This window comes from Vibrio sp. YT-19(2023), from assembly GCF_033337395.1.
In genome coordinates, this window is sequence record NZ_JAWOQN010000017.1 from 23,325 (window position 1) to 36,122 (window position 12,798).

Genomic DNA, 12,798 nt, shown 5'->3' on the forward strand with positions numbered 1-12,798 from the left:
GATCAGTGAGTGGGTGGCTTGCCATCACAAATCGGAAGAACAAGGAAAGAACCATGACTTTTATTAACAATGTTCAAGCAGAAAAATCCCTCTATATAGCAGGTGAATGGCAATCGGGCATGGACACCATCGCCAATATTAACCCTTCTGATATCAGCGAAAACATTGGCGATTTCGCACAAGCGAGTGTGTCGCAAGTAGAGCAAGCGATTCAAGCGGCTAAATCAGCGCAGCCAGAGTGGGAAAAAACACCAATCGAGCGCAAACAAGCAGTGTTGCAAGCGATTGGTGATGAGCTCATTGCACGATGTGACGAATTGGGTACCTTGCTTTCGCGTGAAGAAGGTAAGCCATTTGCTGAAGGTCGAGGTGAGATTTACCGTGCTGGCCAATTCTTCCAATACTTTGCTGCTGAGGTACTGCGTCAAATTGGCGATAACGCTGCTTCCGTCCGTCCAGGTGTCTCCGTTGAAGTTACTCGCGAAGCCGTCGGCGTTATCGCCATTATCTCTCCTTGGAACTTCCCAACAGCAACAGCGGCTTGGAAAATCGCGCCAGCACTTGCGTTTGGCAACAGCGTCGTCTGGAAGCCTGCCAACCTAACCCCAGCAAGTGCCGTTGCGCTGACAGAGATTATCCATCGCCAAGGTTTACCTGCTGGCACGTTTAACCTCGTTTTGGGTAGCGGTTCGCAAGTAGGTAATACCCTTATTAATTCGAAGGATGTGAACGGCGTGAGCTTCACTGGTTCTGTGGACACAGGCCGTAAAGTTGCAGCGGCAACGGCACCAAATTTTGTGCGTTGTCAGCTAGAGATGGGTAGCAAAAATGCGCTCGTAGTGGCAGATGATGCAGACATTCAGATTGCTGTCGAAGCAACAATCGCAGGCTCATTCTCGGGTGCAGGTCAAAAGTGCACCGCGTCTTCTCGTCTTGTGGTTATGGACGGAATTCACGACGCGTATGTTGAAGCGCTAATCCAACGCATGAGCGAACTTAAAGTGGGTCACGCACTGGAAGAGGGCGTGTTCATGGGCCCTGTGGTTGATGGTAACCAGCTGAATGCGAACTTTGAGTGGATCGAAAACGCACGCCAAGCAGGCGCGGAGCTGGCTTTCGGTGGTGAGCGTCTGAGCCTAGAGCATGACGGTTACTACATGTCACCAACTCTGTTTTTAAATACACAGAATGGCTGGGAAGTGAACCAAGAAGAAGTCTTTGCACCAATGGCGAGCGTGATTCGCGTTTCTGATCTGGATGAGGCAATTGCAGTCGCAAACGATACGCGCTTTGGCCTGACAGGCGGCATTATCACGCAAAGCTTGCGCAATAGCGCGATCTTCAAACAGCAAGTCCAAACGGGCTGCGTCATGGTTAACTTGCCAACTGCGGGTACAGATTATCACGTTCCATTTGGTGGTCGTAAAGAATCTAGCTTTGGTCCTCGTGAGCAAGGTCAGTACGCCAAAGAGTTCTACACCGTAGTGAAAACCGCTTATCAGCGTCCTTACTAAGATCGGCAGGGTAACTGATGGTGTCAGTTGCCCGCACGAAAAGGCTAAGAAATTGTTTAAGGAGTGGTTATGTACCAACAACGGATTGTGATTGACGGATTGCAGTACTGCAATTGGGATCGAGAGTATTTCCAAACGCTTAAGGCGAGTGGCATTACCGCCGTTCATGCCACCATCGTCTACCATGAAACTGCGCGCGAAACCTTAACTCGTTTTGCTGAATGGAACTTGCGCTTCGAGCAAAATGCGGACCTCATCATGCCTATTTATTCAATGGCAGATGTAGAAAAAGCCAAAGCAGAAGGCAAAGTCGGCATCTTTTTCGGCGCGCAAAATTGCTCACCAATCGATGATGAAATTGGTCTGATTGAAGTGATGCGCCGCCAAGGTCTGCTGATCATGCAACTGACCTACAACAACCAAAGCTTACTGGCGACAGGTTGTTACGAACAAAACGATTCCGGCGTAACTCGCTTTGGTAAGCAAGCGATTGAAGAGATGAACCGAGTCGGGATGATCATTGATATGTCCCACAGTGCGGAGCGTTCGACGCTGGAAGCTATCGAGCTCTCTTCGCGTCCAATTTGTATCAGCCATGCTAACCCGACATTTGCGCATGACGCACTGCGCAACAAGTCCAACACCGTGATCAAAGCACTGACGGAGCGCGGTGGTTTGATTGGATTCAGTTTATATCCATTCCATTTGCCAAATGGCAGCCAGTGCACGCTGGATGATTTCTGCCAGATGGTTGCGAAAACCGCAGACATGTTTGGCGTTGACCATTTAGGTATCGGTAGCGATTTGTGCCTAAATCAGCCGCAACAAGTGTTGGAGTGGATGCGCAACGGGCGTTGGTCAAAAGCGATGGATTACGGCGAAGGTTCAGCAAGTAACTCGGGATGGCCAGATGCGCTGCCATGGTTCTGCGGCAGCGCAGGGATGGAGAACATCTACAACGGATTAATGGGTCACGGATTCAGTGAATCTGAGGCTGGAAAAATATTGGGTGAAAACTGGTTCAACTTCCTTAAAGAAGGATTAGAGCCTATTTCATAGCATTCCCCAAAGTAGGAACCGCCTGCCCACATAATAACAATACGGCAGGCGTAAAACTCACATTTGTAGCCAGTCTTTGGCTGCTGCAAAGAACCTCTGGAGCCAGAGTATGTCTGATTTAACCAATAGCATGAAAGCTTCCACGATGAGCGTGTCATCGGGCAAGTCAAAAGCAAAACACAACACATCAACAACAGAAAACACGACGGACAAATTAGGACTGAATAACCCGGCCTTTTGGTATAGCGGTGGTTTCATCGCGTTGTTCGTTGCTATTGCACTTTATGACGGCGAGCTGTTATCTACGATCGTTAACGCCGGTTTTAGCTGGGCAGTTCAGGTGTTTGGTCCATACTGGCAGTTACTGCTGCTTCTCACTTTTCTTATTGGTCTTGGCTTGGCTGCAGGGCGAACAGGCAAGGTGATGTTGGGCGGGATTGCAAAACCAGAAATGGATTCTTTCCGCTGGATGGCGATTATTTTCTGTACCTTATTGGCTGGTGGTGGTGTTTTCTGGGCCGCGGCTGAGCCTATCGCGCATTACGTTAGCCCACCCCCTTTGTACGGCGCGCAAGATAACCCGCAGCAAGGTGCGGTGAATGCGTTGTCGCAATCCTTTATGCACTGGGGCTTTCTGGCTTGGGCGATTGTCGGTAGCTTAACTTCCATCGTGGTGATGCACCTGCATTACGACAAAGGTTTACCACTAAAACCCCGTATTTTACTTTATCCAGTGTTGGGCGAACGAGCACTTAAAGGCCAACTCGGTGCATTGATTGACGCGTGCTGCATTATCGCGGTAGCCGCGGGCACCATCGGGCCAATTGGGTTTCTAGGCTTGCAGGTTAGCTACGCGTTAAATGCGCTGTTTGATATCCCTGATGGCTTTACCACTCAGCTTATTATCATTTTGTTTGCGATTGCGCTTTACACCTTGTCTGCACTCAGTGGATTAAGCCGAGGCATGCAACTGCTTAGTCGTTACAACGTGATTCTGGCAATGGCATTGATGGTTTACATCCTGTTTTTTGGTCCTACGAATTTTATCTTTAACGGATACATTCAAGGGGTCGGAAGCATGTTGGATAACTTTATCCCAATGGCGACCTATCGCGGTGACGAAGGTTGGCTAAGTTGGTGGACAGTATTTTTCTGGGGCTGGTTCCTGGGTTATGGTCCGATGATGGCAATCTTTATTGCGCGTATTTCCCGTGGTCGAACTATTCGCCAAGTTATTTCCACCATCAGTATTGTGGCTCCGTTAACCACCTGTTTTTGGTTCACGATTGTGGGCGGCTCTGGCCTAGCGTTTGAAATTGCTGTACCGGGTAGCGTGAGTGCGGCGTTTGAGGGCTTTAACTTGCCAGGTGCTTTGCTTGCGGTGACTCAGCAACTACCAATGCCAATGCTGACTTCAATTCTATTTCTGATTTTAACCACGATCTTCATCGTCACGACGGGCGACTCAATGACCTACACAATCAGTGTCGTGATCAGTGGTGAAACGGAGCCGAATGCGATCATCCGTACCTTCTGGGGAGTAATGATGGGTGTGACGGCATTGATCCTAATTTCCCTTGGCTCTGGCGGCATCTCTGCTCTGCAATCTTTCATTGTTATTACCGCGGTTCCGGTTTCGTTGATTCTGTTACCGTCACTTTGGAATGCGCCACAAATTGCAATCAAAATGGCGAAAGAGCAAGGGCTATAACAATTATCCAATTCAAACAACGTGGAGCTTGTGCGGGTGTTTTCCTCCTGCATCCGCACAAACCCTAGTATTCTTACAATAACAAATAGGTGGTGAGCAAAATGGATGCACATCGTTCTACTTATACGGAAGCAACTATGCGCGATGCAGCGATTGTCATGGCAGCCGAAAGGCTTGGCGCAATGCACCAAAACCGAATCAGCTTTGTTCGCAGTCTGATTCGTAATATGGCAAGCCAAAACTGGCAAGTAACCAAGCATGAGTGGCAGCTTTGTCCTCGTGGTTATGGTCATGTGATTTACAAATTGACCACGCCAGAGCACGTTTATCATTTGGTGGTATTCTGTGATGAAATTGCCGACGACGAGCGTAATGATCGCGTAATTGCTGAAAAGTGGGACGTCACATTTGCACTGGTTCAAGGCGATGTTGATGTTACTTTGTTGGAAAGATTGCGAGAAAATGTACCGCTGCAAGAAGCGGGACGTAATCCAAACAACGTACTTGTTCTTGCTCGCGCAAACAAAAGTGTGCGCGTGTTTGAGCACATTGTTAGCGCGCTTTCTCAAGGCGAGCAGCCTGAGCCGAAAGAGTTAGCGGAAGTGGGTTATATCCTGCGTACCACAGCTGTTTATGGTAACGGAAAGTTTGGTATCGCCGATTTCAAACTGTTAGAGAACAACTCAGATTTCAGCCAGTCTTTTAGTGCGCAAATGTGTGCAGTATATATGTTGCGTGAATTCAGCCTAGATTGGGTGCACTATCTGGCACTTCAACAAGGTGGCGACAACGCGGTGGCTTTGCATCGTGGCTTGCAGCGCTACCTTGGTGTCGGCAATGCTACTGGCTTAGGCATGGCTCCATACTTGATTAATCATCCGTGTATTGTTGACCAATGGATGACCTCTCGTGAACGTGCGGTAGCGCGAGTCTTTGCGATGCCATGTGAAGCGTCGTTCCATGCTCCTTTGCAAGGATTGCTGCAAAAAGCACAGCGTCATTTAGAGCAAGTCATAACCATTAATGAACATCAAGACAGGCTCAATCATCAAGCGATAGCAGACATCAAACAACTGCTATCGGAGCTAACAACGTTAATGGCATTACATCCGAACTGGGCGAGTTTGGTCGAGCATAAGAAAACAATGAGTGTGGAAGCCCAAGAAATCCTCACCTCTTGCTTGATCGAACTCTACCCATCTTTAGTGGATGAATTTGCTAGCCAAATGAATACGGATGAAACGTTATCTATTCCGGGCGGGAAAAAGATCCAAGATTTACTGGAAGTGTTGCAAAGCAAGTACCGCTGGGCGATTGATGCGGATTACTCACTAGCCGAGAACAACTACTGGTTCTGGTATCGCTCACAAGATAAAGAAGAGCCAAGGCTTGGTGTTCGCGGGGAAGAGGCTGGAGAAGAAAAAGAACTGCCGCTTGATATCGGCAGACAAGTGAATCGCTTGTACCAGGCCTTGCTTGACTGTGATGTAGAAATGTCCGTAGCAGAGTTTCTATTGCAAAAACCGGCTTATCGTTCGATCACACGTCGCGTATGGACGTTAGGTAGCCGTGCGATGGGGGATATTCAAATGAACGTGCTGCGTAAAGATGCGTTACCAATGCACTTATTGCGCTGTAAATTGGCGATCTTTGGTGCGACTAAGTTTGATCCGCGCTCGGATCGTTGGGTTCGAGTAACTTTCTTCCAAGGTGCGCCGTTGTTAGATGAAATTCACGACCCTAAACTGGTAGACACATGGATTTTCCCTAGCATGCCGCCACGTGACGAAATTGCGCAAAGTGATAATCAAAAAATCAGTGGAGGATTTGCATTATGATCGTCTCTCACAACGAATTGGTGGCCGCGGTTAATAAGGCATTTCTTGGCATGCGCCGTCACTGTGGTGAGGCGGATGTCATTGCGAACATGGTGGCGGACTTGCAAATGGTTGGCTTACATGGAGTTCGTCATTTTAATAACGCCAGTCTGTTTCTTGGGTTAGATTCAGACTGCGCCGTATCGGTGACCAACAGTACGCCGTCAAACATAGAGGTAGAACTGCACAACGGGAGTGTAGCGTGTCATTTACCCGCTGTGTTGGATTTCGCACTTGAGAAAATGATTAACCGTAAGTCGATTACTATCACGTTGACGCAGTGCCATAACCGTTGGCTAGGTTTTAGTGAGTTGTTGAAACTCTCTGCAAAAGGCATTGCGTGCCGTGCACAATGGGTCAATGGCTCTAGTCCCAAGCGAACGCTTTATGTGTTAAACCGTGGACGAATTGCGCCAGAAGTCTTTTTCTCGGATCAGTTTGATGGGCATGATACGGATTTGCATAGTATGGTTATCGAGCTCTCCGTGAACGATTTCGATATCGAGAAAAGTGCACAAGGGTATACCACCCACATTGAAGGTGATGAGTTAAGCCGCACGCAACAAGCTTCTTGGCAAAATGGTATCTTTGTCGAAGACCAAGAATGGGAAACACTGAAACAAACCGCAACCGCGTTGCTGGTGGAGAACAGTGAGCGTTCTATGCTCGGTGCTGGTGGTGTGGTTTAAGCGATGAAAGGCGATGATTCCAAGTAGAAGTGATGAAGGCTGCTGTTTAGCGGCCTTTTTTGTGCACGATGTTTGGTCACTTCTGAAGTTCAAAGACTATGATTACCGTTATCCGCAAGATGGAGCAACACAGGTAAGAAAAATGGATCTGCAAGAGAATAAAAGAAATGCCATTGCGTTTTACGAAACCGCCTATCGAGGTAATCCAAGAAAGGCGGTTGAAGACTACGTTGGCGATGAGTACATCCAGCACAATCCATTAGTTGGAAACGGCCCCGAGGCTTTTATCGAGTATTTTGAGCGGATGCAAAATGAGTATCCCGATAAAGATATTACGTTTGTGCGAGCGATTGCTGAAGGGAACTTGGTGGCACTACACACTCACCAAACATGGCCTAATGATATTGAATACGTGACGATGGATTTCTTTCGTTTTGATCATAATGGGAAGATTGTTGAACATTGGGACGCTCTGCAAGAGATTCCTAAAGAAACATTGAATGGTCACACCATGTATTAACGAGTCGTTGACGAGTCTCCCATGCCGTTTATTCAAACGGTATGGGAGGTTAAATGATTTGTGGCACTTTAAGTATTAATCATCAAAGCGCTTTTTCGATTCTCAACGCGACGTCTTCAGATACCCAGCCTTTCCACAAGTCAGGGTAGGTATTAAAAAAGTAAAACATCGCTTCTTCACCGTCCGCGTAGTTATCTTCCATCCAGGCCAGCATTTCACTCATTTGCTCGTTGGTAAATCCGCGTTTCTGCAAGTACGCGAATGCTTGGGGTTCTTTGCTCGCAAACGCCTCAGTTGTTACTGTGCGAACTGGAGAAGGTGGGTACATTGTTACTTTTGGTGAAGCGCAATCAGGCTGAGTGGTACAGTTGCGATACTCTTCTAAATCTGTTACGCTACCAAAATCCACTTTGACCATATCATACTTGCCCAATACGGGGGTCGGTGACCAGTAGTAACCAAACCAAGGCATTTTGCGATCATAGGCTTTGGCGATGGTGCCAGCTAATGCTGCGCCAGATCCTGGGTCAACCATCTCAAAGCCGTGCTCACTTAACCCTAATGCATTAAACAAGTGACCGGAGGTGATTTGGCATGTCCAACCAGCAGGGCAGCTATAAAACGCGAACTTGTCATCATCCTCTGGGTGTTCAAATAGTTTGGCGTGCTTGATGACGCCTTCTATCGTCGCGAGTTCTGGATACTGTTTTACCAGATAGGCGGGAACCCAAAACCCTTCTTCACCACCATTGACAAGCGATTCACTAGCGATGCGCAAGCGTTTATCCGCAATCCCTTTATCAAGTGCTTCTTTAATGCCGTTTGTCCATAACTCTGGCGCAACGTCAGGTTGCCCCTTTTCAATCATAGAGGTGCCTGTAGGAACGCTATCACCAGGGATCAATTCCGCATCGCACTGGTAGCCTTCATTTAAGACAAATTGGTCGATGTGCGCCATTAAGCTGGCCGAATTCCAATTCATGTCTGCGATGGTTATTTTTCCGCATTCGTCCGCATTTGCATGAGTAGATAATGCTGATAGCAGCAGAACAGATAGCATTGAAGGTGTCGTCTTCATGTGACTGAATTTCCTTGTCGTTGTCATTTACTTCAGTATATACATCGGTTTATAAAGATTCAGTGAACAAGTTTTTTTCAGTGACGTTAAGCATAAAAACGGTGATTTATGAAGCGTTTGGTGAGGCGTGTTGAAAGGGAGTTAATACAGCAAGAACACTCCTTCGTAGCCGCCAATCTCAATATGAGAAACATAGTCGCCGATGTTACCGTCTTGATCTACAGGTCGCATAGGCTCTGGAAGTGCGATAGTTATCTTCGGTGAGGAGAAGTAATCGATATTTTTGCCAAAGAAATCAGTCCGATACAGCACTCGGCCTTTGGTGAATTCGCGGGCTAACACCATCTCTGTAGGGCCATGCATCACTACCGTATCGTCTGAGTGATACGCAAAGTACGTATGGGTTGGTAACAAATCGATAGCGCCATTAGGCAAGTCAGGGTGAGCCACTTTGCTCATAGAAGCATCTCCAATCACCGTGTAATCGGCGGAATAGGGCGTGCTGGTGGACATCATTAGCGGAGTCGCCTGATATCCCTCTGGTATTTGATTGGCAGGCTCTCCCAAATCAACGGCAAGCAAGGAGCTAGGTTGATAAGCAATATTCTTTGGTACGCCTGCCTTCCAGAAGTTGTCACTTGTTGTGTTATTACTTCCATATAAGTAGCCATTGTTCCACTGATTAAAGTAAATGCGCTCAGGGTGATAGTTTAAGTAGAACACCGCTAGTGCAGAGTATTGGTCCTGTTTCCAGTTATCCTCAGTGTTGCCAAAGTATTGAACTCGACCATAACGCGTGGTCGCTTGATAAATCACTTTCTGACCCGCTTTGGCGAGTGCAGAGTTATCCCAAAATTTAGCCAAGCCAGCATAGCCACTAAAGCCGGTAGCAGGGAAAAGGTAGTGCTCGCGCAAGTACAAGGAGCCAGCGTTAACCAAGTGGTTTTGCCCATTACGACCGAATAAGTTTGCCGTACCTATGTTGAGGCCAATTAACGCATCTTCATCCAGCGTTGCCAGTTTATTCAAGAACGCCGAGAATTGCGCTTTGTAAGCATCGTCAGCAGCTTGGCTACCCGCCACCAAACCAAGTTCATCCACTGTGCCTCCGGAATATATGTAGAACTGATTTGCACCGAGTAACTTATTCGTATCGTCGTTGTACGCACCATTTAAACCTTGTTTCGCCCATTCAGCTTGGTAATAGTGGCGCATTGTATTGGTAAAAACGGGATTACCGAGATTGGTCAATGCCCAAGAAGAGGTTTGATTCCACATACGACCAAATGGAATAACCCGTGACTCCCAACGAAATCGGGCCGTTGCATTCTTATTCGAACGGTTTTTGTATTCATTCCAAGAAAGATAATTGTCTTGGTTTCGATCTGCAGATTTGTCGAAGCCACGAATTTTACGCCAGCGTTGAATGGTTTGACCTTCCGGTGTCTCCGTTGGTGCTCCTGAGATATTGACGGCAGGGAAGCTATTTTTGAGTTGAATGTTTTCGAGACGTGGGCGGTTTTCTATGTTGCCGTCATGCCAAGTAATTTTCGCAAAGTAAAGGCGGCCGCCGTCGCGTAAAAAGGTGGAGCCAAAGTACTGACCGCCACCATAAGTTTTTCCGCTACCATCATGCGTTGTAGCGCGAACCCAATCCGAAGGAACAGACCAGTTTACTGTTTGATTTTTAGTCATGTTCTCAGTTTTGTCTTTTTTAATCGCGAAGCGTTTCCATTCTGTTACCCGACCAAACGAGTCGATAGCAGAAGGGTATTCAATCGTGAAGCTGCCGCCTTGAGCAAACTGAGAGAACGTAAAGGCTAAGCGGTCGAACTTCTCTGAGTGATAGACATAGAGGGCTCCACCATTATTCGCCTGGCCAAATACATCAGCATCCCATGGCGGTGGTTGATATAGCCAAAAGCCGGCGTGGTCAGCGCTGGCGGTATAGCCAACGATCATCGGTTTTCGATTGAGTAAGGTATTTTCACCATGGCTTGAGTCGACTTCAGCTAGGATAGTGTCTTCAGAAAAGTGGAGAAAGAAATCTTCGTAGTCAATTCCATTCAGTTCTGCTTGGTTACGTATATCGTTTTCCAGCCAACCTGAGTTAAGTTCCAGCTTTTGGTTGTACATGTAACCAAGCGCTTTTACACGCTCGTTATCACTCTTATCTTTGTAAGCTCCAAACACGATATCGGCATTATCCAACTCCCATTCAAGTGCAGCGGCAGCAGATATAGGCTTATCTTGAAGATCAATACCCTGTTCATGCAATCCAGGTAACACGATTGATGTTCTACTCCAAACGCTGGGTATAGAAAGTAAGCTCAGAGAAGCAAGTGCAATGAGAGAAAAACAATGCGACTTCAACATGGGGTTATCTCACTCATACTTAGATGACTCGAATTAAGGGCCAGAATACAAAGAGAAATTATAGTCCATTCACAAAGTCCTAATCAGGAACCCGCCGATAGAAGGCTTTACCGGAAATCGAGGGGGGAAGCCCGGCAAAAATGAGAAGGTCTGCGTCGGGTGTAGTACGTTCAAAGACTCAAAATTCCATCTACACAAGCACAAAAGTAACCAGAATTTTAACCTTGTTTCGATTGCCATCATATTGTTGGATTTTCATCAACAATTTCAGTTAAAACCAACTGATTAAACCAGTCATATTCTCTGTTGTATTGATTGCTTATCATACAAAAATTTAACGAAATTAATTTTTATACATTTTTATTGCATAAAAAATCCTTTTGAGTAATATAAATGCCAAGTGACAATTAATGCGGTATGTCAGCATGACTATTCAGGTAAGCGGAATCAATAAATCCTACGGTGAGACACAAGTGCTTCACGATGTCAGCTTTAAGTGTGAAAGCGGCGAAACACTGGTGTTACTAGGTCCGAGTGGTGCAGGGAAGAGCTCTCTACTACGTGTTCTTAACCTTCTTGAAGGAGCGGATAACGGCCAGTTAAACATCGCTAATGACGCATTCGACTTTTCAACTGAAATCAAAGAGAAGCAAGGTTTAGCGCTTCGTCGTAAAGTGGGCATGGTGTTCCAACAGTACAACCTGTGGCCGCATATGACAGTGATGGAGAACCTGATTGAGGCTCCGGTAAAAGTCGCTGGCATGGATAAAGAAGAAGCGAAGAAGCAGGCAATGCAAATTCTTGCGACGCTGCATTTGGCAGACAAAGCGGATGCATGGCCGATGCAACTTTCTGGTGGTCAGCAACAACGTGTGGCGATTGCTCGTGCATTGATGATGAAACCGGAAGTCTTGCTTTTTGATGAACCGACCGCTGCGCTTGATCCGGAAATTACTAACCAAGTCGTTAAGATTATTAAAGATTTAAGCGAAACCGGAATTACACAAGTAGTTGTGACGCACGAAGTGGATTTCGCCAAGAAAATCGCTAGCCACGTACTGTATTTAGAAAAAGGACACATCGTTGAGCACGGCACAAATGATTCGTTTTCTAACCCGCAAACCGCCCAGTTTGCTGACTACTTAAATCACTAAATCACGTTTTTAAAGTTCAGTCTATTTAACAGATAAGCTCGGCTGTCATTGCGAGTGTCAGCCCACTAAGTACACACGGAGTATTGCAATGAAAAAGATTCTACTAGCTTCACTAATCGGACTTGTCTCAGCGAACGCAGCAGCACAAGAAGAGATCAAATTTGCGATGGAAGCGACGTACGCCCCATTCGAATACATGGATGAAAACAACCAAATCCAAGGTTTTGATGTGGATCTGGCGAATGCACTATGTAAAGAAATCGAAGCAAAATGCACCTTCCACAACCAATCGTTTGACAGCCTGATCCCAGCATTAAAATTCAAGCGCTACGATGCGGCAATCTCTGCAATGGACATTACTGAGGCGCGTTTGGAGCAAGTGAATTTCACGAATGCATACTATGACAACTCAGCAGCGTTTGTTTCTATCAAAGAAAAAGTGGCTGATCAAAAAGCACTAGAAGGTAAGCGTGTTGGTGTTCAAAACGGTTCAACACACCAAAGCTACCTGATTGAGCAAATGCCGGGCGTAACCGCGGTTCCTTACTCAAGCTACCAAGACGCGTTCATCGATATGAAAAATGGCCGTATTGATTCTGTATTCGGTGACACAGCAGTCGTAGCAGAATGGTTCAAGAAAGAAGACAACCTAGCTTACGTGGGTGAGCACGTCACTAACCCTAAATACTTCGGTAACGGTTTCGGTATCGCAGTAAATAAAGGTAACGACGAGCTAGTGAACAAGCTGAACACAGCACTGAAAACAGTGAAAGCAAACGGCGAATACGACGTAATCTACAACAAATACTTCGGTAAGTAA

At 46.6% G+C, this 12,798-nt stretch carries 10 protein-coding genes; 8 read left to right on the forward strand and 2 right to left on the reverse strand.

What is annotated here, in order from left to right; genetic code table 11:
- Positions 1 to 53 precede the first annotated feature (53 nt).
- From R7E78_RS14025 to R7E78_RS14050, 6 genes are all read left to right on the forward strand, one after another.
- Positions 54 to 1,514: an aldehyde dehydrogenase family protein gene (locus R7E78_RS14025; RefSeq protein WP_005375790.1), complete on the forward strand. Its 1,461-nt coding sequence runs from the start codon at positions 54 to 56 to the stop codon at positions 1,512 to 1,514.
- A gap of 69 nt (positions 1,515 to 1,583) precedes the next feature.
- Positions 1,584 to 2,573, forward strand: coding sequence for a membrane dipeptidase (locus tag R7E78_RS14030; RefSeq protein WP_053303711.1), 990 nt, complete (start codon positions 1,584 to 1,586; stop codon positions 2,571 to 2,573).
- Positions 2,574 to 2,682: 109 nt separating this feature from the next.
- Positions 2,683 to 4,284 (forward strand): BCCT family transporter, encoded by a 1,602-nt coding sequence (locus R7E78_RS14035; RefSeq protein ID WP_318057963.1) that lies wholly within the window; start codon positions 2,683 to 2,685, stop codon positions 4,282 to 4,284.
- Positions 4,285 to 4,385: 101 nt separating this feature from the next.
- A complete protein-coding gene (locus R7E78_RS14040) occupies positions 4,386 to 6,122 on the forward strand; it encodes a hypothetical protein (RefSeq protein WP_318057964.1) in 1,737 nt (578 codons plus the stop codon).
- Entirely contained in the window at positions 6,119 to 6,850 is a 732-nt protein-coding gene (locus R7E78_RS14045; RefSeq protein WP_053307776.1) for a DUF3726 domain-containing protein, read from the forward strand. The genes R7E78_RS14040 and R7E78_RS14045 overlap by 4 nt, the downstream gene beginning before the upstream one ends.
- Positions 6,851 to 6,992: 142 nt before the next feature.
- The gene (locus tag R7E78_RS14050; RefSeq protein WP_031777276.1) at positions 6,993 to 7,370 is read left to right on the forward strand and encodes a nuclear transport factor 2 family protein; all 378 of its coding nucleotides are present in this window, start codon (positions 6,993 to 6,995) and stop codon (positions 7,368 to 7,370) included.
- Positions 7,371 to 7,452: 82 nt separating this feature from the next.
- On the opposite strand, the gene R7E78_RS14055 is transcribed toward R7E78_RS14050, so the two are convergent.
- Both R7E78_RS14055 and R7E78_RS14060 read right to left on the reverse strand, forming a co-directional pair.
- Complete coding sequence (locus R7E78_RS14055; protein ID WP_318057965.1) at positions 7,453 to 8,448, reverse strand: ABC transporter substrate-binding protein; 996 nt, start codon at positions 8,446 to 8,448, stop codon at positions 7,453 to 7,455.
- A gap of 141 nt (positions 8,449 to 8,589) precedes the next feature.
- On the reverse strand, positions 8,590 to 10,824 hold the full coding sequence (locus tag R7E78_RS14060) for a hypothetical protein (RefSeq protein ID WP_213972802.1): 2,235 nt from the start codon (positions 10,822 to 10,824) through the stop codon (positions 8,590 to 8,592).
- A 425-nt stretch (positions 10,825 to 11,249) separates the two neighbouring features.
- On the opposite strand from R7E78_RS14060, the gene artP reads away from it, so the two are divergent.
- Both artP and R7E78_RS14070 read left to right on the forward strand, forming a co-directional pair.
- Positions 11,250 to 11,978, forward strand: coding sequence for an arginine ABC transporter ATP-binding protein ArtP (gene artP, locus R7E78_RS14065; RefSeq protein WP_017634245.1), 729 nt, complete (start codon positions 11,250 to 11,252; stop codon positions 11,976 to 11,978).
- Between the two features lie 88 nt (positions 11,979 to 12,066).
- Complete coding sequence (locus R7E78_RS14070) at positions 12,067 to 12,798, forward strand: arginine ABC transporter substrate-binding protein (RefSeq protein ID WP_085568965.1); 732 nt, start codon at positions 12,067 to 12,069, stop codon at positions 12,796 to 12,798.

Excerpts from the sequence above, each read along its gene's own strand:
- R7E78_RS14025 (WP_005375790.1), top strand. The coding sequence starts at position 54 with ATGACTTTTATTAACAATGTTCAAGCAGAAAAATCCCTCTATATAGCA.
- R7E78_RS14030 (WP_053303711.1), top strand. The coding sequence starts at position 1,584 with ATGTACCAACAACGGATTGTGATTGACGGATTGCAGTACTGCAATTGG.
- R7E78_RS14035 (WP_318057963.1), top strand. The coding sequence starts at position 2,683 with ATGTCTGATTTAACCAATAGCATGAAAGCTTCCACGATGAGCGTGTCA.
- R7E78_RS14040 (WP_318057964.1), top strand. The coding sequence starts at position 4,386 with ATGGATGCACATCGTTCTACTTATACGGAAGCAACTATGCGCGATGCA.
- R7E78_RS14045 (WP_053307776.1), top strand. The coding sequence starts at position 6,119 with ATGATCGTCTCTCACAACGAATTGGTGGCCGCGGTTAATAAGGCATTT.
- R7E78_RS14050 (WP_031777276.1), top strand. The coding sequence starts at position 6,993 with ATGGATCTGCAAGAGAATAAAAGAAATGCCATTGCGTTTTACGAAACC.
- R7E78_RS14055 (WP_318057965.1), bottom strand. The coding sequence starts at position 8,448 with ATGAAGACGACACCTTCAATGCTATCTGTTCTGCTGCTATCAGCATTA.
- R7E78_RS14060 (WP_213972802.1), bottom strand. The coding sequence starts at position 10,824 with ATGTTGAAGTCGCATTGTTTTTCTCTCATTGCACTTGCTTCTCTGAGC.
- artP (WP_017634245.1), top strand. The coding sequence starts at position 11,250 with ATGACTATTCAGGTAAGCGGAATCAATAAATCCTACGGTGAGACACAA.
- R7E78_RS14070 (WP_085568965.1), top strand. The coding sequence starts at position 12,067 with ATGAAAAAGATTCTACTAGCTTCACTAATCGGACTTGTCTCAGCGAAC.